At 47.7% G+C, this 24,782-nt stretch carries 23 protein-coding genes; 13 read left to right on the forward strand and 10 right to left on the reverse strand.

Annotated features, from left to right (window positions below; all coding sequences use genetic code 11):
- The first annotated feature begins 356 nt into the window (after positions 1–356).
- Together EIZ48_RS11025 and EIZ48_RS11030 are read left to right on the forward strand one after the other, a co-directional pair.
- Entirely contained in the window at positions 357–1,985 is a 1,629-nt protein-coding gene (locus EIZ48_RS11025) for a methyl-accepting chemotaxis protein (protein ID WP_160651000.1), read from the forward strand.
- Between the two features lie 129 nt (positions 1,986–2,114).
- The gene (locus EIZ48_RS11030; RefSeq protein WP_160651003.1) at positions 2,115–3,035 is read left to right on the forward strand and encodes a LysR family transcriptional regulator; all 921 of its coding nucleotides are present in this window, start codon (positions 2,115–2,117) and stop codon (positions 3,033–3,035) included.
- A 4-nt stretch (positions 3,036–3,039) separates the two neighbouring features.
- Here the strand turns inward: EIZ48_RS11030 and EIZ48_RS11035 are convergent, their stop codons facing one another.
- Complete coding sequence (locus EIZ48_RS11035) at positions 3,040–3,480, reverse strand: c-type cytochrome (RefSeq protein ID WP_160651006.1); 441 nt, start codon at positions 3,478–3,480, stop codon at positions 3,040–3,042.
- Between the two features lie 338 nt (positions 3,481–3,818).
- On the opposite strand from EIZ48_RS11035, the gene EIZ48_RS11040 reads away from it, so the two are divergent.
- From EIZ48_RS11040 to EIZ48_RS11060, 5 genes are all read left to right on the forward strand, one after another.
- A complete protein-coding gene (locus EIZ48_RS11040; RefSeq protein ID WP_160651009.1) occupies positions 3,819–5,036 on the forward strand; it encodes a NupC/NupG family nucleoside CNT transporter in 1,218 nt (405 codons plus the stop codon).
- Between the two features lie 332 nt (positions 5,037–5,368).
- On the forward strand, positions 5,369–5,644 hold the full coding sequence (locus EIZ48_RS11045) for a hypothetical protein (protein WP_160651012.1): 276 nt from the start codon (positions 5,369–5,371) through the stop codon (positions 5,642–5,644).
- Positions 5,645–6,201: 557 nt separating this feature from the next.
- Positions 6,202–7,287 carry a TRAP transporter substrate-binding protein DctP gene (locus EIZ48_RS11050; protein WP_160651366.1) on the forward strand — a complete coding sequence of 362 codons (1,086 nt, stop codon included), beginning with the start codon at positions 6,202–6,204 and terminating at the stop codon, positions 7,285–7,287.
- 132 nt (positions 7,288–7,419) lie between these two features.
- On the forward strand, positions 7,420–7,986 hold the full coding sequence (locus EIZ48_RS11055) for a TRAP transporter small permease subunit (RefSeq protein WP_160651014.1): 567 nt from the start codon (positions 7,420–7,422) through the stop codon (positions 7,984–7,986).
- Positions 7,983–9,362 (forward strand): TRAP transporter large permease, encoded by a 1,380-nt coding sequence (locus EIZ48_RS11060; protein ID WP_160651017.1) that lies wholly within the window; start codon positions 7,983–7,985, stop codon positions 9,360–9,362. Before EIZ48_RS11055 ends, EIZ48_RS11060 begins: the two co-directional genes overlap by 4 nt.
- Positions 9,363–9,478: 116 nt before the next feature.
- Here EIZ48_RS11060 and EIZ48_RS11065 read toward each other — a convergent pair whose 3' ends face one another.
- The 4 genes from EIZ48_RS11065 to EIZ48_RS11080 all read right to left on the reverse strand — a co-directional run bounded on the left by EIZ48_RS11065 (position 9,479) and on the right by EIZ48_RS11080 (position 14,154).
- Positions 9,479–10,126: a LutC/YkgG family protein gene (locus tag EIZ48_RS11065; RefSeq protein WP_160651020.1), complete on the reverse strand. Its 648-nt coding sequence runs from the start codon at positions 10,124–10,126 to the stop codon at positions 9,479–9,481.
- A gap of 10 nt (positions 10,127–10,136) precedes the next feature.
- Positions 10,137–11,564: a LutB/LldF family L-lactate oxidation iron-sulfur protein gene (locus EIZ48_RS11070; RefSeq protein ID WP_160651022.1), complete on the reverse strand. Its 1,428-nt coding sequence runs from the start codon at positions 11,562–11,564 to the stop codon at positions 10,137–10,139.
- Between the two features lie 2 nt (positions 11,565–11,566).
- Positions 11,567–12,319: a (Fe-S)-binding protein gene (locus EIZ48_RS11075; RefSeq protein WP_160651025.1), complete on the reverse strand. Its 753-nt coding sequence runs from the start codon at positions 12,317–12,319 to the stop codon at positions 11,567–11,569.
- 143 nt (positions 12,320–12,462) lie between these two features.
- Complete coding sequence (locus EIZ48_RS11080) at positions 12,463–14,154, reverse strand: L-lactate permease (protein ID WP_160651028.1); 1,692 nt, start codon at positions 14,152–14,154, stop codon at positions 12,463–12,465.
- Between the two features lie 156 nt (positions 14,155–14,310).
- On the opposite strand from EIZ48_RS11080, the gene EIZ48_RS11085 reads away from it, so the two are divergent.
- Positions 14,311–15,213 (forward strand): LysR family transcriptional regulator, encoded by a 903-nt coding sequence (locus EIZ48_RS11085; protein WP_160651368.1) that lies wholly within the window; start codon positions 14,311–14,313, stop codon positions 15,211–15,213.
- A gap of 10 nt (positions 15,214–15,223) precedes the next feature.
- On the opposite strand, the gene EIZ48_RS11090 is transcribed toward EIZ48_RS11085, so the two are convergent.
- Positions 15,224–15,580 carry a YcgJ family protein gene (locus EIZ48_RS11090; RefSeq protein WP_240152942.1) on the reverse strand — a complete coding sequence of 119 codons (357 nt, stop codon included), beginning with the start codon at positions 15,578–15,580 and terminating at the stop codon, positions 15,224–15,226.
- Positions 15,581–15,709: 129 nt separating this feature from the next.
- Here EIZ48_RS11090 and EIZ48_RS11095 point away from each other — a divergent pair, with 129 nt between their 5' ends.
- On the forward strand, positions 15,710–16,105 hold the full coding sequence (locus EIZ48_RS11095; protein ID WP_160651031.1) for a DUF805 domain-containing protein: 396 nt from the start codon (positions 15,710–15,712) through the stop codon (positions 16,103–16,105).
- 20 nt (positions 16,106–16,125) lie between these two features.
- Here the strand turns inward: EIZ48_RS11095 and EIZ48_RS11100 are convergent, their stop codons facing one another.
- Positions 16,126–17,733 carry a MutS-related protein gene (locus EIZ48_RS11100; RefSeq protein ID WP_160651034.1) on the reverse strand — a complete coding sequence of 536 codons (1,608 nt, stop codon included), beginning with the start codon at positions 17,731–17,733 and terminating at the stop codon, positions 16,126–16,128.
- A gap of 678 nt (positions 17,734–18,411) precedes the next feature.
- On the opposite strand from EIZ48_RS11100, the gene EIZ48_RS11105 reads away from it, so the two are divergent.
- Together EIZ48_RS11105 and EIZ48_RS11110 are read left to right on the forward strand one after the other, a co-directional pair.
- The gene (locus EIZ48_RS11105; protein WP_160651037.1) at positions 18,412–19,425 is read left to right on the forward strand and encodes a hypothetical protein; all 1,014 of its coding nucleotides are present in this window, start codon (positions 18,412–18,414) and stop codon (positions 19,423–19,425) included.
- 142 nt (positions 19,426–19,567) lie between these two features.
- On the forward strand, positions 19,568–19,912 hold the full coding sequence (locus EIZ48_RS11110) for a hypothetical protein (RefSeq protein WP_160651040.1): 345 nt from the start codon (positions 19,568–19,570) through the stop codon (positions 19,910–19,912).
- Positions 19,913–19,983: 71 nt separating this feature from the next.
- Here the strand turns inward: EIZ48_RS11110 and EIZ48_RS11115 are convergent, their stop codons facing one another.
- Positions 19,984–21,687: an FAD-dependent oxidoreductase gene (locus EIZ48_RS11115; RefSeq protein WP_160651043.1), complete on the reverse strand. Its 1,704-nt coding sequence runs from the start codon at positions 21,685–21,687 to the stop codon at positions 19,984–19,986.
- A gap of 202 nt (positions 21,688–21,889) precedes the next feature.
- Here EIZ48_RS11115 and EIZ48_RS11120 point away from each other — a divergent pair, with 202 nt between their 5' ends.
- Together EIZ48_RS11120 and EIZ48_RS11125 are read left to right on the forward strand one after the other, a co-directional pair.
- Positions 21,890–22,309 carry a YeeE/YedE family protein gene (locus EIZ48_RS11120; protein WP_160651046.1) on the forward strand — a complete coding sequence of 140 codons (420 nt, stop codon included), beginning with the start codon at positions 21,890–21,892 and terminating at the stop codon, positions 22,307–22,309.
- Positions 22,310–22,332: 23 nt separating this feature from the next.
- Entirely contained in the window at positions 22,333–22,815 is a 483-nt protein-coding gene (locus EIZ48_RS11125; RefSeq protein ID WP_160651049.1) for a YeeE/YedE family protein, read from the forward strand.
- Positions 22,816–22,890: 75 nt separating this feature from the next.
- Here the strand turns inward: EIZ48_RS11125 and cobA are convergent, their stop codons facing one another.
- A complete protein-coding gene (gene cobA / locus EIZ48_RS11130; protein WP_160651052.1) occupies positions 22,891–23,649 on the reverse strand; it encodes a uroporphyrinogen-III C-methyltransferase in 759 nt (252 codons plus the stop codon).
- Positions 23,650–23,799: 150 nt separating this feature from the next.
- The gene (locus EIZ48_RS11135) at positions 23,800–24,654 is read right to left on the reverse strand and encodes a formate/nitrite transporter family protein (RefSeq protein ID WP_160651055.1); all 855 of its coding nucleotides are present in this window, start codon (positions 24,652–24,654) and stop codon (positions 23,800–23,802) included.
- Positions 24,655–24,782 lie beyond the last annotated feature (128 nt).

The following is a 24,782-nucleotide window of genomic DNA, read 5'->3' on the forward strand; positions in this document are numbered from 1 at the left end:
AGTAAACTCGCCCTTTGGGAGTGAGCCAGCAAACCCATTTCTGTGTCAAATAACGTTGAAAGGGAAAAGCCATTCCTACCGTCATTTTCCTTGAACTGAGCTCGCTGGTCTCACTCTGAATCCTGCATCTTGAGGTAGCTTGGGTATATTAGGAATAAATATATCACTGGAGGGGCTAGCTTTTCTTTTTGCTATATATATGGCTTATGAGAAATTGCTATTTTTATGTCTATAGTTGCATTGGTTTTTCTGTTTTTTGTGATCTACCTCTATCTTTATAAGGGGTTTGAGGCGATAATGCCGCCATTATTTTGTGTATGGATGCATATCTGCACTTTTACCTTTTTGAGGCTGTAATGCAATTTTCGTTGAAAAACTTATCAATTCGCTATCAGGTGTTATTGCCTGTTATGTTAATGGCCGTTGTTCTGCTGGTATCTTTAGTAACAACAAAAACTAAACTGGAAGCTGAACAACAGATCGTTTCAAGTAACACGGAAAATCTTGTTGATTATAAAGATACGATTGCCAATATTGATGATCGCATTTATCCATTGCGTATTAGTGCGGTGTATTCTATTTATGATGCCAAACGTCGTAGTTCGTTTCTTAACGAGTTAAAAACGACGTCTAGCGATGTTACTAATGACTTGCAGTTACTAGAGCTGGTACCTGAGTTTAAAGCTGAGTCTCAATCTGTTCGCAGTGCTATAAATGATTACATTAAGTATTCAACACGCGCCGTTGATGTACTGACCCGCCACGATCGCGGTGAAGTGAGTGAATCAGAATTTGAGGCATTCATTGCGCAATATCGTCAGGTAGGTAATACGATGGTCGGTTCGATCAACCAGCTATCAGAAAGCGTGAACAGGTTCTCGTCGCAGAGTATGGCGCAGAGTGCCGAGAACAACAAAGTGCTGATGTCGACGGCTTCAATGGCAATTCTATTTGTTTTTGTCGTCGTTTTTGCTGTTGCATGGTGGTTGTCGGGGCTGATTGTTAACCCGATTGTGAAGCTGCAGGCTGTTATGCGCGAAGTCGCGAGTGGTAATTTACGTGTCCATGCCGAGCAGGATGGTGACAATGAGGTTGCACGACTCAGTGCCGATGTAAATACAACGGTAGATCAGCTTCATAAAACCGTTGATGCCCTTGTACGTATTAGTGAGGATGTGGCATCTGCCTCGACTGAACTTGCTGCCGTGATGACCCAGTCTGAAGCGAATGCGCAGTCTGAACTGAATGAAATTGACCAGGTTGCCTCAGCCGTTAATGAGCTATCGAGCACCGCAGAAAACGTGAGTGACAATGCCACAGCGGCAGACTCAACAGCTAAGCAGACCGATGAACTGGCTCGAGAAGGGCTGGAAATTTTTGAGCAAAGCAATGCGGCCAGTGAACAAATGACGCAGACTCTGTCAGATGCTGCCGGTGTTGTTACACGCCTGCAGGAGCAGTCTGAGCAGATCAGCAAGGTGATCGAAGTGATCCGCGGTATTTCCGAGCAGACAAACTTGCTGGCGTTGAATGCTGCCATCGAAGCTGCTCGAGCGGGTGAATCAGGTCGTGGTTTTGCGGTAGTTGCTGACGAGGTGCGTATGCTTGCGGCTCGTACCCAGGACTCAACTCAGGAAATTCAGGCCATAATCGAAGAGCTGCAATCACAGTCAAACAATGCCAATGACAGTATGCAGATGAGCCTTGAGATGCTTGAGCGCAATCAGGAACTGACGAGTCGTGCTAACGAGGCTTTGATGGGAATTACGGAATCAGTCGTGCAGATCAGCGATATGAATACCCAAGTAGCGACCGCTGCCGAGCAGCAATCGCAGGTGACGCAAGACATTAATCGTAATGTCACAAATATGTCTGAAATCATTAATCAGAATGTCGCCGGCATTAGCCAGAGTGCTTCTGCAAGTAACGAGCTGTCTCAGCTTGCCGAGAAGCAAAAGCAGCAGCTTTCTTTCTTTAAGATGTAAGCTGGAATACAATACTTGAATGTACCACGTCATGTGCGGGGTACTTCTTATCTAAAGGCCTGTCACTGACAGGTCTTTTGTTTTTGTGCGTGGCGGCTTGTTGCGCGAATCGAGTTCTTGAAGGTTTACATGCTAAAAAAAGCCCAGCAGATGGTTGTGTTCAATGCCCTGACAAAGCAGCAAAGTTTTACCCGTGCCGCGCAGATACTCGATATATCCAGAACACAGGTCAGCAAGTTGGTGCAGCAGCTTGAACAGCGGCTGGGGGTACAACTGGTTCAGCGCACAACTCGCTCTTTTGCCCTTACAGAAGCCGGCCGACAGTTCGCTGTTCACTGTGCCAATATTGTTGACGAGATCAATGAGGCGGAAAGCGAGCTGGTGCAAGATACTGATACCCTGCATGGCGCACTGCGTGTCGGTATTGCACAGTCCTTTGCCCTCAACCATATCGGTCCTTACATTTCCGAGTTTCATGAGCAGTATCCCCAGCTTGATCTGGAGTTGAGCCTGTTTGATCATCGGGTCGATCTGATTTCGGAACAGCTGGATCTGTGGGTAGGGATCATGTCATCACCGCCAGAGGGCTTTGTCGCAAGACATCTTACCGATTGTAAGTTTGTCCTGGCTGCCAGCCCGGACTACTTGGCCAAGCATGGTGTACCTTACCATCCTGAAGATCTGAAACAGCACAACTGTATTACCTACTTCAGTCGGGAACGTAAAGATACGACGTGGCGTTTCTGCAACGAACAGGATGATTTACAGGTGAAGGTCAAGGGTAACTACCGTGTCGACTCGGCCGATGCCATCCGGGATGCGACATTGGCCGGGCACGGCATTGGTTATCTGGCAACCTACCTGCTCAAGAATGAACTCAGGGAAGGGCGGCTGATCCGTTTGATGCCTGACTGGCAGCTCAATCAGCAGATGCCCTTGTATGCTATTTACCCGCGCCACAAGTATTTACCGGCCAAGGTGAAAGTGTTCATAGATTTTGTCCGGGCCCGTATCGGCGAGCCCGCGGTTTGGGACCGCGGCCTGTTCTGAGTTATCACCGGTATATTATGTACTCAGTGCGTGTGTAGGGCTCTAGCTCATAACGTGACTCAAGGAAAGTGATGAGGTTGATGAGCTGCTCTACGGTCATTATGTTGTTATAGACAGGCATGACAGACTCACCCGACTCCTGGATCTCTGATAGCTCGTAGCCTTCCGCAAGCTGGTGCGAGGGATTGATAACTGACGTGACAAGCTCGGCATAGGTTTTCAGAGTCGCCACCTTACCTCCTAGTGTCACTGAAAGTTTGTCCTCTCCGCCTTCAGGCCGATCGTAACCTTCCATTTCATGGCAGCTCAGGCACTGCATACTCATAAAGACTTCTTCACCTTTTGCCGGATCGCCAATCGGTAGGCTAAAGCCTTTTGATGCTTGCTCGCAACCAACCAGTCCAAACACAATGATAAATAAGATAAGTATTTTATGGCTGTTCATGGAACACCTCTCAGAAGACACCTGTGCCAACGAGTTGATGGCAGCTTGATAATGAGCACCGCAGTGAAAAGTGTAGAAGATGTATCAAAAGCAGGGGAAGAAAGTCTTACAAAATTTGTGTCTATTGGGCTGGGTGATTGTCATCTGGTGTGACAATAGTATCCGCATATGGAACCAATCGGCCGATTTCGTTTGCTTTGTCGATAAAGGCAGCAACTTTTTCAAGATGTGTTTCCTTACTGTAAAACGGCTTAACAATTTGATCCTTGTCACAGTTTTTTTAATCCCTACAATGCCGCCGCAATCGTTTACTAAAACACTAATATTGGAGAATGACCGTGAACCATTTGGTCGGCATCTTAGGCATTATTTCGCTATTTGCGGTTGCTATACTTTTTTCTGAAAATCGCCGTGCGATAAGCTGGCGCGCTGTAGGTGGTGCGTTTGCAATCCAAATCTTGTTTGCTGGCTTCATTCTGTATGTTCCTGTAGGACGTGAAGTACTGAACACTGTCTCTAATGCTGTCTCCGGTGTGATTGACTATGGCCGCATTGGTTCTGAGTTCTTGTTTGGCGATTTGGCCAAGTTCAAAATCGGCTTTATTTTTGCTGTGAATGTGCTTCCTACCATCGTGTTCTTTTCTGCACTGATCTCAGTGTTCTATTACCTTGGCATCATGGGCTGGGTGATCCGTTGTCTGGGTGGCGGTCTGCAGCGCATCCTGGGTACGAGCCGTACCGAATCGATGTCTGCCACGGCCAATATTTTTGTTGGTTCCGTAGAAGCACCATTGGTTGTTCGTCCATACCTGGCCAAAATGAGCCGCTCTGAGCTTTTTGCCGTCATGGTGGGCGGCCTTGCATCGGTGGCTGGTGGCACCCTGGTGGGTTATGCCGGACTGGGCGTTGAAATTAGTTACCTGATTGCCGCAAGCTTTATGTCTGCGCCCGCTGGCCTGATGATGGCAAAAATTCTGGTTCCGCAAACGGAAACCCTGAGTGATGAGCCACAGGTTGATGAGGAAGATGAGACGGCACCGGTAAACATTATCGATGCGGCTTCGCAAGGTGCCCTGAGCGGCTTGCAAATAGCGATGGCTGTCGGTGCAAGCCTGCTGGCAATCATCAGCTTGATCGCGCTATTAAATGGTGGTCTTGGGCATGTTGGTAACTGGATTGGTATTGATGACCTAAGTCTTGAACTATTGTTCGGTTATCTATTTGCACCCGTTGCCTGGTTAATTGGTGTTCCTTGGTCAGAAGCAACAGTAGCAGCAAGCCTGATTGGTAAAAAGATTGCAGTGAATGAGTTTGTGGCATTTGCAGATCTGATGGCCGTTAAAGAGCAGTTGAGCGAACACTCTCAGGCAATCGTGACTTTTGCATTGTGTGGTTTCGCCAACCTGACATCGATTGCCATGATGATGGGGGGATTGGGAGGAGTCGTACCGAGCCGCCGTCCGGACATTGCACGACTTGGCCTTAAAGCGATATTCGCAGCCACTCTGTCAAACTTGATGAGCGCAACGCTAGCCGGCATTTTCCTGTCGTTCTAACGCTAGTCCTCCAGCATAAACAACAACAGAGAGCCAATGCTCTCTGTTGTTGTTTTCAGCAATGAAACTCGAACTCAAAAATAACCCGCTTGATCAGGACAATCCTGTAGCGGTATAAGACCTAAGGACACATTAATAGTAGTGCGATGGTTTGAGTGATTTTGTCTTATAAATGATACTGAATGAATGTTAGTCGTATTTTTATTTTCGCTTAAAGTTATATAAATTCCTGTATTAAAAGATATTATCAAATTGATTTCGAAAGTTTGAATTATTGCTTGTGATTATGAATTCATTTAGCATTTCTCTATTACGCGTTATTGAGATAAACCATGAAATCGCCCGTTGATAACTTACTGCAAAATCATGAAAGTCTTGTTCATTCCGAAGGGGTAAAAGTGCTATCCCACACCCAGCGTGAAGATGGAGAGTGGATTCAGCATACATTGATGATTGAAGGCTGCGATGCGCCGTTTAAGTTCAAGCGAAAGAAAAAGTACAAAAGCCTGAAAGGGGCCAAGGTCAACATGACTTACTATCCGACGATTGAGGTGGTTGCCGGTTTCGATATTGAAGTGATGAAAGTGGTGCGGGTTAAGCTTTATTAACGTGATCTTCTTTCTTGAATTCTTGTTTATGGTTTAGTTCAGCCGGGTTAAAGTGGCTTGGTGCTTCAGGTTCCGACTGGTGGCAGAAAGCGCATGACTGGAGATTAAGCTCAATAATATGTATTAACGTTGCGTTCCCACAATGCTTACATGTTCCAGCTAAATGCATAGCGTGGCTACTTTCGTTTGTGCATTCATTATCTCTGATCATTTCAGCTGACATAACAGGCATCCTTCCTTGCTTTATGCATGGGATTACTTACCACGCTATCTAGTAGGTTAGACTTAGGAATGCCGTTGCGCAATACAACTTATGTCTTACACCATTTGTTCTGCCTGAGAGCCAATCATTCAAACTTACCCGCCACTCCCGGCCTATATCAACATTTCTCCACAGCCCATTTAGAGTGTATTTGAACATAGTGCATTAGCCGTGAGATTACGGCTGTTTTATGAGCGCGCTCAAATTTATCAATAATTTATAACGACCTCCTTGATATGAATCTATAGTAAAAGTTGGTTTACAAAATCATAACAACAATACGAAGGAGAGGATGATGTATCTCAAGGATGTCGTCAGAAAGCTGACTTTATCGCTCACTGTAGCCGCTGCGCTTTTTACCCCCTTTATTGCCAATGCCGCCAAAGCCGAATACAAATGGAAGATGGTAACGACCTGGCCAAAAAATTTCCCAGGGCTGGGTACCGGTGCCAATGACTTGGCAAAACTGATTGGCGAAATGAGTGACGGCCGAATTCAGGTAAAAGTTTACGGCGCCAAGGAGCTGGTGGGCGCTCTTGAAGTATTCGATGCTGTATCGAGAGGTACAGCCGAGATGGGCCATGGTGCCGGCTATTACTGGAAAGGAAAGGTGCCTGCAGGGCAGTTTTTTGCGGCTGTGCCTTTTGGACTGACGGCTCAGGAGATGAATAGCTGGATCTACAGCGGCGGTGGTTTGGCACTGTGGCAGGAAGCCTATGCGCCGTTCGGCATTATTCCAATGCCAGGTGGAAATACCGGCGTTCAAATGGGCGGTTGGTTTAATAAAGAGATCAACTCGCTGGCAGATCTTAAAGGCCTGAAAATGCGCATCCCCGGACTGGGTGGTGAAGTACTCAAGCGTGCTGGCGGAACTCCGGTTTTGCTACCGGGTGGCGAAATCTTCCCGGCACTGCAGTCTGGTGCTATTGATGCCACCGAATGGGTTGGCCCATACAATGATATGGCTTTCGGCCTGCACAAGGCAGCCAAGTTTTATTACTACCCGGGTTGGCATGAGCCAGGTACAACATTGGAAGCGCTGATTAACAAGAAAGCCTTCGATAAGCTGCCGAAAGATCTCCAGTCCATCGTGCTGAATGCCACCCGCGTGGCCAATGCCAATATGCTGGCGGAATACACGGCACGTAACAATGCGGCATTGGAACGTTTGGTCAAGGAGCATAAGGTGGATTTGCGCCCGTATCCAACCGAGGTACTTGAACAGCTGAAGAGTCTTTCTGAGCAGGTGATTGAGGATGAAGCGAAGAAAGATCCAATGAGCAAGAAAGTCTATGAGTCTTATAAGACTTTCCGTCAGCAGGCTGTTGAGTGGCATGAGATTTCAGAGCAGTCCTACCTGAATTCAAGAAACCCACAATAAAAGAAGTAACACGGATATCAGTGCCAGATGGCGTGCTTTGCAAGGAGGCTGTTTCTGAACAGTTCGTGAAGATGCCCATCTGGTCTTCCGGTATTGAAATACTTGAAAATTAGATAACTCGGTGAGTGTTGTATGGATACACCTTCTCCCTTCTTGATTAGTCTGATCCGGGGTATTAATCGTTTTACCGATTTAACCGGACGGATCGTGTCATGGTTTGTTCTCGCCATCGTGATCATTACCTTTGTTGTGGTTGTGATGCGTTATGTCTTTAATATTGGCTCTGTATTCATGCAAGAGTCGATTACCTACTTTCACAACTACGTGATCATGCTGGGCGCAGCTTATGCTTTGTTAAAAGGCGCTCATGTCAGGGTTGATATTTTCTATCGTCCTTCATCTGCAAGAAAAAAAGCCTGGGTTGATTTGCTGGGATTCATCATCTTGATGCTGCCGACCTGTGGCTTCATTTTTTACATTTCTTGGGAGTACGTGCTTTTTTCATGGCAGATGCTGGAAGGTTCCCAGGAAGCCGGGGGAATTGATGCGCGGTATATCTTCAAGACGTCGATTCTGCTTATGCCCGCGTTAATGATTTTGCAGGGAGTTGCGGAAACATTGAAGTGCATACTGGTTCTCAGTGGTCATGAGTCAGCGGTTGCTGCTTTAGACGAGCATGTCGAGGAGCACGGATTATGATTGAACTCCTGCCGTTGTTCTTGTTTATTTTCGTCTTTATTGTGTTGCTGGCTGGTTACCCGGTTGCCTTTTCATTGGCGGGATCGGCATTGATCTTTGCTGTCATTGGTTATTTTACCGAAACATTTGATCCTGTGTTTCTAGAAGCGATCCCCAATCGTATTCAGGGCATATTGTCCAATGAACTGTTAATCGCCATTCCCTTGTTTATTTTTATGGGGGTTATGCTCGAAAAATCAAAGATTGCTGAAGAGTTGCTGGATACCATGGGGCAGGTCTTTGGTGGACTCGCTGGCGGGCTTGGGCTATCAGTGACTCTGGTGGGCATGTTGCTGGCAGCCAGTACCGGGATTGTAGGTGCTACCGTGGTGACCATGGGGTTACTCTCTTTGCCGACCATGATGCGACGCGGTTATTCGGCAGAGGTAGCGACGGGCACAATTTGTGCGTCAGGCACACTGGGGCAGATCATCCCGCCGTCGATCGTGCTGGTGCTGCTGGGTGATGTTATTTCGTCATCCTATCAGCAGGCGCAGCTTGATCAGGGGATCTTTGCCCCGGAGAGTATTACGGTAGGCGATCTGTTTCTTGGCGCCCTGATCCCCGGGCTTATTTTGGTGGGGTTGTATTGCGTCTATTTGATAGCGATAGCCGTGGTGGCTCCTGAGAAAGTACCGCCAATTCCAGCTGATGAGCGCAAGGTCAGCAAAGAGTTGTGGATGCAGGTGCTTACCGTATTGTTTCCGCCAATATTGCTGATCATTTTGGTCTTGGGGTCTATTCTCGCTGGCATTGCGACACCTACAGAAGCTGCATCGGTCGGCTCGGTCGGTGCCATTATTCTGGCTTGGATCAAACGGACTTTTACCCTTCAAATTCTCCGTGATGTTATGCACAGTACAACCGAAGTGACCGCGATGGTTTTTATGATCCTGATTGGCGCATCGGTCTTTTCATTGGTTTTTCGCGGGTTTGGCGGCGATGATCTGGTGAGGGAGTTTTTGACCGATCTGCCGGGTGGGGTGTTCGGCGCGGTACTGTTGGTAATGCTGGTGATGTTCCTGTTGGGGTTCTTTCTCGATTTTATTGAGATCACCTTTGTGGTGATTCCGATTGTTGCGCCAATCTTGCTGAGTATGGATCTGGATCCTGTCTGGCTCGGTATCATGATTGCCCTGAACCTGCAGACATCATTTTTGACACCGCCGTTTGGCTTTTCGTTGTTCTATTTACGTGGCGTTGCCCCGGATACGATTTCGACCCAGCAAATATATCGGGGGGTTATTCCGTTTATTATGATTCAGCTTTTTGTGATTGGGATGCTGGCGTACTGGCCATCTCTGGCAACCTGGTTGCCTAAGGTGGTATACGGATAACTGACTAAAAGTCGTAGCTCAAGCTGATGGTGCTGTATGTAAAAAATAATGCGCTCGAGACAGGGAGTGAGCGCACTATAGTTAGTTGGATGTGTCTATTTTGTCAGTTAGTTCAGTCAGTCTTCAATCATCACGACGATCAGCTCTTTCGGGCCATGGGCGCCGTAGGCCAGTGTCTGCTGTATATCAGCCGTTTTAGATGGGCCGGAGACTAAAATGGCATTGGTTGGCATGCCGATATGCCAAGCTTGTTTGTTCATGAGCTCGGCAAAGTTGCTTACCAGTGTTGAGCGCTTGAGAAGTGCGATGTGTGTCGGTGGGACCAGTGACAGGGTACGAGGCTCCTGGCGGTCGGGCCACAATACCAGCGTGCCAGTGTCGGCAATGCCGGCCAGGCAGTGGGTGATCCCGGCATCAACCTGCTCGAATAGCTCAGTTTTCCACTGACTAACTTCATGCTCAAAAGGAACAGATTCAACCTGCTTTGTGGCTCCATCAATGGCAGACTGAAACTTACCTCCAGTGCCCAGGGCGATGCGGTGGAGCTGTTTGTCTTCTATTAACCGGGAAAGAACTTCTTCTAGTCGCTCGCTATTAGTACGAATAACATCGGCGTGACTGGCCGTGATGCAGTCGATAAATCGTTGTTCTAGCTCTTGTTCCGATGTCGCAGCCCAAGGGTGATAAGTGTGTCCCTCAGAACTTTTGGGTGTTGCACCTGCGTTACGAAGGCGAGACAGAATAGATTGTCGTGCTGTGCTCATTGTTCTCTCCTTACTTTCGTGACTTAAGCAGCTGGTGCAAGGTTTTGTCCGCAGGCTTTGGTGCGGTCCGGCATTGGGTCCATGCCCCGAGGTTGCTTGGCATCAGGGCCTTGAGCTTTGTTGCTGCCAATGTACCTGTGTGATAAAGCGTTGGGTGAGTTGCCGCATAGGCAAATCCCTTCATGGCCAGCTTTTCAGCTTTATTGGCAGCGGCCTCCTGACCGTTAATGGCTTGGGTGCCTTCGTTCGGTGGATTCTTGGCTTCATGGCGCAGTCGCTGCAGGAGCTCGGGGATAGGGATCCGAACCGGGCAGACTTCACCGCAGGCACCACACAGACTTGATGCGGTTACCAGATCTTTGGTTTTCTCCAGCCCCATCATGTGCGGTGAGATGATTTTACCGATCGGACCCGGGTAAACCGTGCCGTAGGCGTGGCCGCCAATGCGGGTATAGACCGGACAATGGTTCATACATGCCCCGCACCGGATACATTGCAGGGTTTTGCGCATTTCCTCATCGCGATAAGCTTGTGAGCGACCGTTGTCGAGCAGGACGAGATGGACCTCTTGCGGGCCGTCCAGCTCACCTTCGCGGCGCGGGGAAGTGATCATGTTGAAATAAGTGGAAATCGCCTGACCGGTAGCCGAACGGGTCAGGGCGCTGTATAGAGGTGGAACATCAGACAGGAATTCAACCACCTTCTCGATACCGGTTATGGCAATGTGGACGTCAGGCAAAGTGGTACACATTCTGCCGTTACCTTCGTTTTCTACCAGACACAATGTGCCAGTTTCGGCAACGGCAAAGTTGACGCCCGACAGGCCGATATCGGCGTCATGGAATTTCTGGCGCAGCCTGCTGCGACCGGTCTGAATTAACTCATCAACATCGACGGTCGGGGTGAAATCATCGAGATTATGCTCGAAGGTATCACTCACTTCCTGTTTGTTCTTGTGAATCGCCGGCATGATGATGTGAGAAGGCTTGTCGCCGTCAAGCTGGACAATGTACTCGCCCATATCACTTTCAAGGCATTCAATACCGAGTTTTTCCATTTCATGATTCAGCTCAATCTCTTCGCTGACCATCGACTTGCCTTTGACGATCGTCTTGGCGTTATGGGACTGGGCAATATCGGCAATAATGCTATTGGCCTCGTCGGCATTTTCTGCCCAGTGGACCTGAATACCGTTCTTCTGGCAATTGGTTTCAAGCTGTTCCAGCAGATCGGGTAACTTGCTCAGGCAGCGCTGGCGGATGGCCTCAGAGAGGTCGCGAATATTGTGTTCTTCATTGGCATCAGCAAAAGCCGTTTTTCGTTTGTCCCGGAGGTAGTCCATCGCACCGCGAAAATTCTGTCGTAGCTGTTGGTCTGCCAATGCCGACTTGGCTTGCGGGTGGAAGAGTTCTGGCCCTTGGGCGTTTTCATGTTTCATGCTTACTTTCCTCCTGTTCTTTCCAGCAGGAAGCTGGCAAGGTGGCGGCCGCGCATTGACTTGCCTTGGTAGTCCAATGCCCCGTTAATGTTCAGCAGGCAACCCCAGTCGGCACTCACCAGCTCATCGGCCTGGGTATTCGACAGGTGGTGGGTTTTGTCTTCGACCATAGCCTGGCTGATATTCGGGTGACGAACGGCAAAGGTGCCGCCAAAGCCACAGCACTCGCTTTCGTAGTCTTGTTCACGAAGCTCGACATTTTCGAGCTGTTTGAGTAGCTGGGTGGCCGTAACATGGACATTCATTTCGCGGCGGGCAGCGCAGGAGGTGTGCATCACGACAGAGGTTGATTCTCCGCGGTCGTTAAGCTTTATACGGCAAACATTGACCAGAAACTCGGTGAGTTCGAAAACACGGTCACAAAAGGTATCGACTTGCTGTTGTTTCTCATCTTCTTTGAATAGACGACGATAGTGGTGGTGCATCATGCCGCCGCAGGAACCGGAGAGAACGATGACCGGCCATTGCTCTTCAAATAGTGCCATCTGGCTGAGGGCGACTTGCTTGGCTTCGCTGTCATAGCCGGAGCTATAGGCTGGCTGGCCGCAGCAAGTTTGCTTCTCTTTGAAAATGACCTCGATCCCCTGCTGCTCTAACAGCGTAATGGCATCAAGACCGGCTTCCGGGTCGAACATGTCGACCAGGCAAGTTGCGTAGAAATAGACTTTTTCCGGCTTGGCAGGGTAGATTCGCATCTTGAACTCCTTGAAGGCAGGTAAGCTATTCCATCCGGTCCAGTGAAACTGCTCTGGGAAGTGACTCTTGTTCACTGGGGCCGAATGGAATAGCTGTGTTGCTCGTCGTTAGTGACTTTCCGTGTACTTGTTGTGTTGCAGAGTTAGCTCATTAGGGCATCGGTAATGTGGAAACCGTAGACGATGGTTAGACCAATTACACCTGTTACGATGAGGTAGTAGAACGTTGGGATAACGGTTTTACGTAGAGTTGCACCCTCGCGGCCTAGCAGACCAACGGTAGCTGATGCGGCGACCACATTGTGGATAGCAATCATGTTACCTGCCGCGGCACCGACTGCCTGTAGGGCAACAACGGCGGCACTCGAGATAGTCAGTGTTTGTGCAACCTCAAACTGGAACTGGCTGAACATCATGTTTGATACTGTGTTCGAGCCGGCGATGAAGGCACCCAGGGCACCGATAGTCGCACTGAGAGCTGGGAAGAACTCACCAACCAGGCCTGAGGCAAAGTTTGCTGTTGTCACAGGCATACTTGCAAGGTCTGCGGCGTTAACGCCCGAGTTGATGAAGATACGTACCATAGGAATGGTGAATACTAATACAAAACCTGCACCGACTAGCGTCTTGCTTGATTCGCCGAAGGCTTTCACCAGCGGTGATACCTGGCGAGATTGCAGCAGTACAGCGAGCAGGGCAACGAACACCAGAATACCGCCCGGCAGATACAGAGGCTGGATGGCAGCACTGATCCCGGCTTCACCTAGGATGTCACCAAACGACAGGCTGACACTTTTCAGGAAGTTCTTAAAATCGACACTTACACGGCTGGCAACCAGTACCACAGCCAGCAGAACATATGGGGCCCAGGCAAGAGCCATGTTCATTGGCTTCTTCTCGCTCTCGGTCAGATCCATCTTCAGAGAACCTAACCACTCAGTCGGCCACTTGTCTTCACTTTCAAAATCCCAGTGATTCTTTGGTACCAAGAAGCCTTTCTTGGCAGCGGTGACGACGATAGCCAGACCAACCAGACCGCCGATTAGAGATGGGAATTCAGGCCCCAGAAATACGCCTGTTAGTGCGTAAGGAACGGTGAAAGCCAGACCGGCAAAGATGGCGAACGGCAGGATTTCCAGGCCTTCTTTCCAACTCTTGTTCTTACCAAAGAAGCGGGTCAGCATCACAGCCATCAACACAGGCATCAATGTACCGACAGTCGCATGGATAAGAGCAACGTTAGTGGTGATTTGCTGAAGGTAGATATCCCAGTTTGAGCCATTGGCGACCAGGGTCTCGGTAATATTGTGTGTATCAAGGCCTTTGTTGACACCTACGATGATTGGTGTACCGACGGCACCGAAAGATACCGGCGTAGACTGGATCATCATACCCATAACAACTGCGGCAAGCGCCGGGAAACCGATTGCAACCAAAAGAGGGGCGGCGATAGCAGCAGGTGTACCGAAACCAGAGGCACCTTCGATAAATGAACCGAAACACCAGGCGATGATGATGGCCTGTACGCGTCTGTCGGTTGATATATCGGTAAAGCCGCTTCTGATAGTGGCTATTGCCCCGGTGTGCTTAAGGGTGTTAAGCAGGAATATGGCACCGAAGACAATCCAGAGTACCGCGACGGTAATAGCGAGTCCTTGCAGGGTGGAAGCGAAAACCCGGTTGGCAGACATATCCCAGAAGAATATGGCGATGCCGACAGTGAGTAAAAAGGCCACAGGCATGGCGCGTTTGGCTGGCCAGTTAAGGCCGACCAGCAAAATCGCAGCGACCACTATGGGTGAAAAAGCGAGTAACGCAAGTAGGGTATCGTTCATGGTAGTACATCCTTCGTACAGCTGTTTCGTATTTGACCTGGTTCAGGTCTTGTTATGGATTGTAGGGTGTTTGTTAATGTGGTGTGACAATAACCCTTTATTTTTTTTTGATATAGGGAAATAATGAAAAAGATTAATTCCAAAAGTTGATTAATGATGGCAAAAACAGATGACCTGATCCTCTTCGCCCAGGTGGTGGAGTGTGGTTCATTCAGCAAGGTGGCTGAATTAAATTCCCTTACAAACTCAGTGGTTAGCAAGCGAATTGCAAGGCTGGAGGAGGACCTTGGCGTCCAGCTTTTGTACCGTACAACCCGAAAGTTAACAGTTAGTGAAGCCGGTAAAGTTCTTTATCAAGGTGCGAAAAATGTGAAGCAGGCGGCAATCGAGGCGGTTGACGCGGTCAGTGGATACGGTGAAAAAGTCAGTGGCCACGTCAAAATGTCAGTGCCGACTATCTCCGGAGACCTCTTGTTAGCTGATGCGGTGGCGGAGTTCTGTACCCTGCACCCCGGTATGACCGTCGATATGTCGCTGAACAATCGCTTTGTTGACTTGGTGGAAGATGGTTACGATCTGGTGATCCGTACCGGTTATCTGGAAGATTCCAGCCTGATTGCCAGGCATATTCTCGATTCGCAATGGGTTATTTGTGCGGCGCCTGCTTATATTGCTCGACTAGGCAAGCCGATGGAACCGGAAGACTTGGTTAATCACAATTGCCTGCAATACGCCTATCAGACAACGGGAGCGGCGGAATGGCAATTTATCGGCGAGCAAGGGAACTACATATTGCATGTAAAAGGGAATTTCTCGACGGATAATGCCACGGCTCTGCGTAAGGCGGCGCTTGGCGGTTATGGTATCGCCTATGTGCCACGATGCCTGGTGTATCATGATTTAATTGAGGGTAAATTGCTTGATCTCTTTCCGGATAAAGTTGGCAAGAAGCTTGGGATCTATGCTGTCTATCCCTACACCCGCCAACCCTCCCAGAAGATACGATTATTGATTGAACATATCCGTAACCGTTATCTGTCGATGAGTCAGTTTTTTTAATGGTTCTGTGTTACTTAAACAAAACCTGGCTGTAGCTTTCTTGCGGCTGCTCCTGGTACCGGTCGGTAAAACACGCTTGCTGGCCGGAGTCGCAATAGACTTTATTGCTAAATGAATACCGGCTGGTATCAAAGTTCTTTGCACCCACCTCATTAATCATTTTCATCATCTTGTCTTGCGCGGCCTGTCCAAGGAATTCCTTGGTAAAGGCCATGGATATACCGTATCGGTCGACGCAGAACCCTGCTCTTTGATCGCATATGATCCCATGGTCCGGAGAGAAGACATGCTCGTCGAGTCTGGTGTTTGCGTGTGACGAGTAAGCGACACAGATCAAAGCGGCAGTAGCAAGCAATTTCATGGCCATAAATGGATTCCTTTTATAAGCGTTCTCTAAGTCTAGGACTACGCGATTTGTGGGTTGTTCAATATCAGAGAAAACGAGATTGACGGCAGTGGATATACTTTCAGTAGTTATTCACATGAAGGTTGAGCCATGAACTGGTATTTCCATGTCCTTAAAAATTATGCCGTCTTTAGGGGAAGAGCACGCAGGAAAGAGTACTGGTATTTTTTCCTGACCAATGTTGTTATCAGTATTGTACTGGCCTTTCTTGATAACGCGATGGGGAACCCCGGGGCGGGAGAGGGAGCCGGTGCCTTGGGAACGGTATATTCGCTGGCCATTCTCATTCCGAGTATTGCAGTGGGTGTGCGGCGCTTGCATGATACCGGGCGTAACGGCTGGTGGATGCTACTGGGGCTGATCCCGCTGGTGGGGGCGCTAATCCTCCTTTATTTTTTCGTGCTAGATAGCCACCCGGGAAGTAATGAGTACGGATTAAACCCCAAGGATATTGACTCTGATTCCGTCGGGCAATTTAAGGTGTAAGCCTTCGGTAAATGATCATATTAGTTAATCTGCTCTGGTTGGTTAACAGGGATCCCAAGCTGCTGCATCATGAAAAGTGCATTGCTGGTTGTCGAGTGGCCTGGTTGGATTTTATAGTCGAAGTATATCTTTGCGTCTTGATAGTGTTCGCGGAAATGGTAGTTCTCGGCGGTGAACATGTTATTGGTTGTGAGCTCGCATAATGCCAAGTCATGGGTTGAAACTATGCCAATGCAATTAGGGGTGTTTAGTGCTTTGATGACCTGAAAGGCCCCTTCAAGTCTGTCTCGGGAGTTGGTGCCACTAAAGATTTCATCAATGAAAAAGAAGGTATTGCCTGTTTGGGCAACATCAATCATCTTCTTTATCCTTATCAGCTCTGCGTAGAATGTGGATATTTTCTTATCGATATTGTCGACGGTTCTCATAGAGGTCACGATGGTAAATTGACCACAATGAAAGTTGTCGGCATTGACTGGAGCACCTGCATAGGCGAGTACTAAATTGGTCGCCACAGTTCGCAGGAAAGTGCTTTTCCCTGACATGTTCGAGCCTGAAATAATCGCCGCATGCTTGTTGTGACCGAGTGAGAAGTTATTACCTATATTGGTATCGGCGTGCAACAGTGGGTGCTTGAGGTTCTTGGCATCAATGGTATTCGAATTATTGATTGTTGGCATTGTCCATGACGGATTCTCATAAGACAGCACCGATAATGATGCGAGTGCTTCCATTTCGCCAATTACCTCGAACCATGTGGCAATTGAAGCGCCATTTTGGGCTTTCCACTCCATAAGCTTGATCGTGTACCGGCAATCCCATAGCAATAGTATGTTGATAAAGAGATGAACGAGCTTGTTATGCCGAAGGCTGGCCTGGTTTAGCAAGTAGTTCAGTGTAGCCAGTTCGACAGAAGGTCGAGTGCAGCGGTCACTCATCATACGTTTGTGTAATTTTCGTAGCGCCTGAGAGGTAAAACGCTGCTCTTCGATGACTCTTAATATCCCGGTATAGTCTTTAAGACTGTTTTTCTTGTTATCAAATGATGTCAACAAACTTTGGTTCTGCTTATGGTATTTCAGAGCCACAAGTGTTTGTAAAGCATAAAACAATACCGGAATAAAGAACGTTTGAAAGAAGATGAATTCAGCACATGAAGAGCCGAACGATACTATGGGTAGCAGACGAACCAGCCCTTTCTTTTGTTGTAGGCCCAGACACGTATTCTTGTCTCCAAGCCACGCTATTGTTTGGTTGATATTGTGACTTTTTACCTGCAATGAAGCTTGCTCCAGGTTTTGTCTGAACTCGAGATTGGCGGCAAGTTCTAAGACGGCGCATTGATTTTCGTAAGTGCTTGAAAAGGTTTGGCTAGGCTTACTGAGCTTCGCTGCCAGTGCTTCTCGTCCGAACTTAGTATGTGCAGTATTTATCCGCTGAAAAAGAGAGCTGTCACCAAAAATATCCAAGTCACTGGTAAATAAATGTTCCTTGTTTATGAAATCACTGCCGCTATCTGGAAGTGAATGCCAGCGTCCCTCGGCGCGGGAAATACCATTATTATTGATAACAATTAAGGCTTTTAGTCGAGTGATTTTGTCTTCTACTAGCAGATGTTTTCTAACCAACAGTAAGAAGATTGTGCCTGAAATGAATATTGCTGTAATAATGACTTCAATATAATTATGGTTATAGAGAATAGATGCGGCAGTAATTGTTGTTACTACCAACCATAATCGGAGATGACTAATGTTGCGATGGAATTTTTCTTTCTCTGCTAGTTCTCTATTGTGGTTTTTTAGTCTTTTCTTATACTCGTTAGCGGCATTGTTTATCATTTAATTAGTTTAAGTTAGTGAATGAAATATTGAATGAGAGCCTATGTGAGAACGAGGCTCAGAGCATAATTGATTACCTGGGTTATACCATTTTTCAAGCCTTAAGCTAAATAAAACAATCTATTGTGCGAGTTTTGTCGATGTTCGGACTATGTGTGGTTTTCTTAATTATGAGAACTGCGAATAGATCTTGATAGGTGGATTTTGCCAATGTTTTTATAATTTCCAATTTATTCATGATGTTGATAATAATTAAAGGGAATAGATATCGTTATCAAAATATTTAATAGCATCTACAATTAACCAGAATAAAGCAGTTCAAATTACTCCCATAATATTATGTTTGGAGGTGGCTTGGTTGTTTCTGAAAAAAAGAGCAGATGGCAAGGAGTATTGAAGTGCTTTGTTATGTTTGTTGGCTATAGCAATTACCTAAGATGTCACTAAAAAGGTTCGTGGAGAATCGTGATGAAAATGAATAAGGTAGCACTATCCGTGCTTACGGTATGTATCGGCTTTTCCGGTTTTGCCGTCGCATCTTATGATGATAACGATTCATATGATTACTCGTCGTATGAAAGTGATAGTTATGCGAGCACTGATACTGATAGTGGTGAAGAGTACAACTCTTATGATGAACCTGTTGATGGTTCTTATGACGGGTACGTTGATGACTCTTATGACGAGCCTGTTGAAGACTCTTCTGATGATTCGTATGAAGATGATAATACAGAGTATGACACCAAGGATGAACATTCTGACTACAAGCACGAAGAGCATTCTGGTGATGACGATGAAAATGACGCGGACAGTAAACAGCGCTTAGCTCTCAACCTGGTCGGTAAAGGTGATATGTATGAAATGGACGTACCTGATATAGACGGTGATGAGCAGCCAGATCCCGCCTTTTGCTTTGATGTTGATTTGAAAGAAATTGCAACGGGGGAGCTTGTCGGAACCGCGACAGATTGTTTGTCGAATATTGAGGACGGGCCCAATGGAGGCCTTCAGCTTGTCGGAACAACCTTCTTTAAATTTCCTAACGGTACCATTGTGACTCGGGGTGACACCACAGTACAACCGGTAAACAAGCCAATAGTGACACCTGAAGGCGAGGAAATAACGCACATTACTGGTGCCTCCAGTGACGAGAATGCAGTGATTAAAACATCGGGTGATTTTGCCTGGTACCAAGGTACGGTACGGCTGTCTGGCATGGTGAACCTAACCGACTTCGGGGGCGGGGTTGGCGATCCTATCTTCTTTGATTGCCTATTTGTCCTTAACTTGGAAAAGATAGAGTTCAAGCGTCCGTATTGGTATGACTGGTACAAAGAACGTTACAACAGAGATCACAACTGGAGACATCACGGACATCGACACTATGATGATAGAGATTCATCAGATGACTCTGACAAAGACAAGGGTGATAGCTCCGACTACAGCATAGGCTATGGTTCCCACTCAGGCTACTGGCGCTAATAGAACGTGTTTTCAGTGGAAGTGGTAAATGGAAAGCCTAAGACAAAGTGTTTTAGGCTTTTTATATATATCTTGCATTTGCAGCGACAATTTCCCACTTTTTAGCTACTATCGATTCACGATTTATTCTGGTGATATTGATATGAGAATTTCTGTTGATGGTGGCTCCTTCAAGGTCGCAATTGAAACTGAGTTTGAAGGGCTAGTAGACGAGGCATCGGTTATCTATAACGAGGCTCTTAAGCAGACGAAATCCAACGATAAAACGATTTTACGCTTCTTGCAGACCATTCTTGAGCACCGAGATAGCGATGATGCTATCGGCTATGCGGTACTGGGTTTGTTGGGGTGGTATCACGCGATGATCAACCCGGTAGAGAATCAAGATATCGAGCTGAACTTACCGAATATCTTGCCTCACCTTATTAACCCGGCAGGTGATTTAACTGCATTCAGTGCCAATGAAAAGGGTACGTTTTTGCATTAATGAATAATGCTCCAGCCACCATTGCTGTACGACAGAAGTACAGCAATGGTGTTGGTAAGCATACTTCTGCGTTATGCTTTTGCAAACTTATAGGTACGATAACCGCCAATTAAGTTGCGTGCCTGATAGCCGTTGTTGACGAGCTGACGATAGGCAACGTTACCCCGTAACCCTACCTGGCAAATCACGATGATTTCCTTGTCTTTGGGTAGCTCATCCATGCGATGGCGCAGACTGTCGACCGGGATGTTAATCGAGCCCTCAATAAAGCCAACGTTTTCAAGTTCAGCGGGATTACGGACATCCAGCAGCAGCTGGTTACCGGAAAGGCTATCAACTTCATCAAAATGAATTGGCTTGGCATCGCCCTTGATGATGTTAGTCGCAACAAAAGCGGCCTGGTTAATGACATCTTTGGCACTGCCATAAGGCGGAGCATAAGTAAGTTCCAGGTGCTGTAGTTGTTCAACCGTCATACCGGCGCGTTGTGCCACGGCCATCACATCGATACGCTTGTCTACACCGTCTTTGCCCACTGCCTGGGCACCAAGGATCTTGCCCGTTTCAGGATCAAACAGCATTTTAAACGAGACAATCTCCGCACCGGGGTAGTAACTGGCATGGCTAGCGGTATGAACGTAAACCTTTTCAAAGCGGATGCCTTCACGTTTGAGTGTTTTTTCATTCTTACCGGTCGAGGCAACGGCAAGATCGAAGATCTTACAAATCGCGGTGCCTTGTGTACCTTGATAAGTTTCGTTGCGGCCAAGCATGTTGTCTGCTGCCATACGCCCCTGGCGGTTTGCCGGGCCAGCAAGCGGTACAAGGGTAGGGTTGCCTGTGACGAAATCGGCTTCTTCTACGGCATCACCAACGGCGAAAATAGCTGGATCGCTTGTCTGCATATGCTCGTTGGTATAGATACCGCCAAGCTCACCGATTTTCAAACCGGCTTCGGCAGCAAGTGTTGTTTCCGGGCGCACACCGATAGCCATGATCAAGATATCAGTGTTTAGCGTATCGCCATTATTCAGGTTCAGTGTCAGCTCACCACAGAGATGCTGGTGCTCAGCGCTCTCGCCGGCATCTTCGTTGGCTACAGAGCCGCCAGAGATGTACTCGACAGACTCGAGTGCAACACCCAAGCGCAGATCGATGCCTTTATCGCGAATTTCTTGATGCGCAAAGCCTGCCATCTCCCTGTCAACGGGTGTCATGACCTGATCGGCCATCTCGACCAAGGTGGTTTTGATACCGAGCTGGTGGAACGCTTCCATCATTTCGAGGCCGATAAACCCGCCACCAACAACGGTAGCGTGTTCCGGCTTATTCATCTCGATCGTCTTAATGATCTTATCCATGTCCGGAATATTACGCAGAGAGTGGGTCAGCGGGTTATCAAGGCCAGGGATAGGCGGGATAATCGGTGCAGCACCGGGACTCAGTAGCAGGAAGTCGTAGCTTTCGACATACTCACTGTCATCCAGGGTGTTGCGGACAGTAACCGTTTTGTCGGCACGATTGATGCTGACCACTTCGTTCATCACCCTCACATCGACATTGAAGCGGGCGAGGAAGCTTTCAGGCGTTTGCAGCAGCAGCTTACTGCGATCTTTGATATCGCCACCAATGTGGTATGGCAAGCCACAATTAGCAAATGAAACGAATTCACCGCGTTCAAACATGATGATTTCAGCGTCTTCGCTGAGACGACGAGCACGGGCGGCAGCAGATGCGCCGCCAGCTACGCCACCGATGATGAGGATTTTGGTCATTACACTCTCCAGTAAAATTAGACAATGCTGAAAGTCATTACGGCTTCGTCTTGTTTCTAGCATTGGATATCACTATAAAACCATCAATTAGCAATGTCTAATTTAAATTTATCTAATTTACTATTGACTATAAGTCATACTTTAGTAATCTCTAATTTAATGAGGGCGGGAGTCGAACGAATTGAGAGAGTAGGAGGTTGTGATGGGGTTTGAAATACCGTGGGATGCCTTGTTTGGAGGCATGCTGTTAGGGTTGTCTGCCAGCTTATTGTTGATGTTTAGCGGCAGGGTCGCCGGGATCAGCGGGATTGTATCAGGCCTGCTAAAACCGGTAAGAGGTGAGGTGTTATGGCGGGTGCTGTTTGTCATAGGGATGATATCAAGTGGTCTGCTGGCCGCTCAAATTGGGTTTGAATTGCCAGAAGTCTTGCCCGTCAGCTCTTTCTTTTGGGTAGGCATCGCAGGATTGCTGGTCGGCATAGGAACCAAAATAGGTAACGGATGCACCAGCGGCCACGGTATTTGCGGGATGGGACGTTTGTCTGGCCGATCGATTGTCGCCACATGTGTATTTATGGCAGTTGCTATTGCGACCGTGTTCGTTCGCATGCATTTGCTTTAATGGCCTTTATTCGGAGATTGATAATGAAAAAGTCATCACAGGCAATTGCCTCACTTTTCGTTGCCCTTGTATCCGGTGTCTTGTTCGGTATGGGCATGATGATTTCGGGCATGGTTGACCCGCACCGGGTTATTGGGTTTTTAGATATTACCGGCGCATGGGATCCGAGCCTGATGTTTGTGATGGGTGGTGCATTGGCGGTGTTCATGCCGATCTATCTACTGGTGATAAAGAAACGTGCCGCCCCTGTATGCAGCGAACGATTTCAATTGTCAGAGAATCGTATGATTGATAAGAAGCTGGTGGGCGGTGCAGCAATGTTTGGTTTAGGCTGGGGGATTGCCGGGATTTGTCCTGGACCGGCTGTAACATCAATCTCAGGCCTGAACCCGTCGATGCTGGTGTTTATCGCTGCAATGCTGTTGGGTATGGTGATTGCTAATTTAGCAGTCAATAAGTACGGCAAGGCTAAGCCTGAAGAGGTTAGAGTTACTGCGCGAAGCTAAGACGGTATAGAAATCAGTAAAAGGGCACAATTAAGTGCCCTTCCCACCAAAAAAATAATTACCAAACTAACTCGATTACTCCTGATTGAACCACTGCAATGATTCGCTCAATGTCGTCACGCTGCCGATAACAATCAAGGCCGGGCTTTGGGCGCTTTTTGCCACTACCGGCAGGTTAGCCAAACTACATGTAAGTACACGCTGCTCTTTACGAGTGCCGTTCTCGATAATCGTACAAGGGGTGTCTGCGGATAAACCGTGCGTGATCAGCTTGTCGCTAATATGGCCACTTTGCTTGAGTCCCATATAGAACACCAGCGTATTATTAGACTGTGCCAGTGATGTCCACTCAATTTCACGGCCATCTTTTTGTACGTGACCAGTAATAAACTGAACACTCTGTGCGTGGTCTCGGTGTGTCAGAGGGATCCCCGCATAAGCGGTTGCCCCTGCCGCTGCTGTGATGCCCGGAACAACTTCGTATTTGATGCCATGCTTGGCCAGTTCTTCCAGTTCCTCGCCACCACGGCCGAAGATAAAAGAGTCTCCGCCTTTTAGCCGAACGACACGCTTTCCAGCTTGCGCTTTGTCAACCAGGATCTGGTTGATCTGGTCTTGGGGAACGCAGTGATAGTCTAGCTTCTTACCGACATAAATCATTTCGGCATCAGGGCTGGCCAGCGCTAAAATTTCCGTTGATACCAGACGGTCGTAAACCACGACATCAGCTTGCTGAATCACCCGGTGGCCCTTGACGGTAAGCAAGTCTGGATCACCCGGCCCCGCACCAACAAGGGAAACAAAACCGTTGTTTAACGATGTGTGAATAGTCATAGCAACGCCTATCAGTTCAAATTTGGGTATAAAGAGTAGAACTCGGCAAACTATCCTAAGGAGTTATTACTTTTTATAGCCAAAACAATACAATACATGGCGAAAGTTAAGACTGACCCTGTACAGTCTGCACAGGGCCAAACTCGGTAATTATTTAGTGCTAAATGCAGGTTCTGCGTGGATCTCTGCATCGTTTTCTACATCAACAGCCGGTGCTGTTTTAGCATGAGTCAGGTACAGCGGCACACAGGTGAATAGAAGGCCACCAACCAGGTTACCCAGCACTGTCGGGATAAGGTTCCAGTTCAGCCAGGTTGCCACACCGAAATCAGCGCCTAGCATCATGCCTAGTGGGAACAGGAACATATTCACAACGGCGTGCTCAAAGACTAGCGCGAAGAAGATAAAGATTGGTAACCACATTGCTGCAATTTTGCCAGCGACAGAGCGAGCTGTCATGTTACCAATAACACCCAGACAAACCATTAAGTTACAAAGAATGCCTTTAACGAATACGGTGATCCAGCCATCCATTCCATGCTCGGCGTAACCCACAGTACGTGCTGTGGCGGCGGCAATGAATTTTTGACCGACGGCACCAGCTTCGACACTGAAGTTCATTGTGAACGTCAGGGCAACAAGGAAGGCAACAAGCAGTGAACCGATAAGGTTGCCCAGGCCAACATAGCCCCAACAGCGCAGGATACGACTCCAGGTGATGCCTTTGCGGTTTTCAAGTTTAGCCAGTGGTGCAAGACCGAAAACACCTGTCAGCAGGTCGTAACCCATTAGGCTCAGAATACAAAAGCCGACCGGGAAGACCAGCGCTCCGACAATTCCTACACCGGTTTGTACGATAGTTGTTATGGCGACAACAACGGCAAGAGAAAGGATAATACCTGCCATCATGCCACGTAAGACCAGGTCACGCGTAGATGTACGCACTTTCGCTTCGCCAGTGTCGATCATCGTCTGAACGAACTCAGCAGGTTTGTTATAAGACATAATAATCCTTATTATCAAAAGTTTAAAAATAAAAAGTTAAGATTGAATAGACAAAGGCTCCCTTAACCTCACCTTCTTCTCCGTAAAAAATCAGTTCGGAGCAAGAAGCCTTTTAGCTATTAAATCTC

Origin of the sequence: Photobacterium alginatilyticum (assembly GCF_009910675.1) — a bacterium.
Classification (GTDB): Bacteria; Pseudomonadota; Gammaproteobacteria; order Enterobacterales; family Vibrionaceae; genus Photobacterium; species Photobacterium alginatilyticum.

Excerpts from the sequence above, each read along its gene's own strand:
- EIZ48_RS11035 (WP_160651006.1), bottom strand. The coding sequence starts at position 3,480 with ATGAACAGCCATAAAATACTTATCTTATTTATCATTGTGTTTGGACTG.
- EIZ48_RS11075 (WP_160651025.1), bottom strand. The coding sequence starts at position 12,319 with ATGCGAATCTACCCTGCCAAGCCGGAAAAAGTCTATTTCTACGCAACT.
- EIZ48_RS11125 (WP_160651049.1), top strand. The coding sequence starts at position 22,333 with ATGAAAAAGTCATCACAGGCAATTGCCTCACTTTTCGTTGCCCTTGTA.
- EIZ48_RS11080 (WP_160651028.1), bottom strand. The coding sequence starts at position 14,154 with ATGAACGATACCCTACTTGCGTTACTCGCTTTTTCACCCATAGTGGTC.
- EIZ48_RS11045 (WP_160651012.1), top strand. The coding sequence starts at position 5,369 with ATGAAATCGCCCGTTGATAACTTACTGCAAAATCATGAAAGTCTTGTT.
- EIZ48_RS11060 (WP_160651017.1), top strand. The coding sequence starts at position 7,983 with ATGATTGAACTCCTGCCGTTGTTCTTGTTTATTTTCGTCTTTATTGTG.
- EIZ48_RS11090 (WP_240152942.1), bottom strand. The coding sequence starts at position 15,580 with ATGGCCATGAAATTGCTTGCTACTGCCGCTTTGATCTGTGTCGCTTAC.
- EIZ48_RS11135 (WP_160651055.1), bottom strand. The coding sequence starts at position 24,654 with ATGTCTTATAACAAACCTGCTGAGTTCGTTCAGACGATGATCGACACT.
- EIZ48_RS11065 (WP_160651020.1), bottom strand. The coding sequence starts at position 10,126 with ATGAGCACAGCACGACAATCTATTCTGTCTCGCCTTCGTAACGCAGGT.
- EIZ48_RS11070 (WP_160651022.1), bottom strand. The coding sequence starts at position 11,564 with ATGAAACATGAAAACGCCCAAGGGCCAGAACTCTTCCACCCGCAAGCC.
- EIZ48_RS11050 (WP_160651366.1), top strand. The coding sequence starts at position 6,202 with ATGTATCTCAAGGATGTCGTCAGAAAGCTGACTTTATCGCTCACTGTA.
- EIZ48_RS11115 (WP_160651043.1), bottom strand. The coding sequence starts at position 21,687 with ATGACCAAAATCCTCATCATCGGTGGCGTAGCTGGCGGCGCATCTGCT.
- EIZ48_RS11030 (WP_160651003.1), top strand. The coding sequence starts at position 2,115 with ATGCTAAAAAAAGCCCAGCAGATGGTTGTGTTCAATGCCCTGACAAAG.
- EIZ48_RS11120 (WP_160651046.1), top strand. The coding sequence starts at position 21,890 with ATGGGGTTTGAAATACCGTGGGATGCCTTGTTTGGAGGCATGCTGTTA.
- EIZ48_RS11105 (WP_160651037.1), top strand. The coding sequence starts at position 18,412 with ATGAAAATGAATAAGGTAGCACTATCCGTGCTTACGGTATGTATCGGC.
- cobA (WP_160651052.1), bottom strand. The coding sequence starts at position 23,649 with ATGACTATTCACACATCGTTAAACAACGGTTTTGTTTCCCTTGTTGGT.
- EIZ48_RS11025 (WP_160651000.1), top strand. The coding sequence starts at position 357 with ATGCAATTTTCGTTGAAAAACTTATCAATTCGCTATCAGGTGTTATTG.
- EIZ48_RS11110 (WP_160651040.1), top strand. The coding sequence starts at position 19,568 with ATGAGAATTTCTGTTGATGGTGGCTCCTTCAAGGTCGCAATTGAAACT.
- EIZ48_RS11095 (WP_160651031.1), top strand. The coding sequence starts at position 15,710 with ATGAACTGGTATTTCCATGTCCTTAAAAATTATGCCGTCTTTAGGGGA.
- EIZ48_RS11055 (WP_160651014.1), top strand. The coding sequence starts at position 7,420 with ATGGATACACCTTCTCCCTTCTTGATTAGTCTGATCCGGGGTATTAAT.
- EIZ48_RS11085 (WP_160651368.1), top strand. The coding sequence starts at position 14,311 with ATGGCAAAAACAGATGACCTGATCCTCTTCGCCCAGGTGGTGGAGTGT.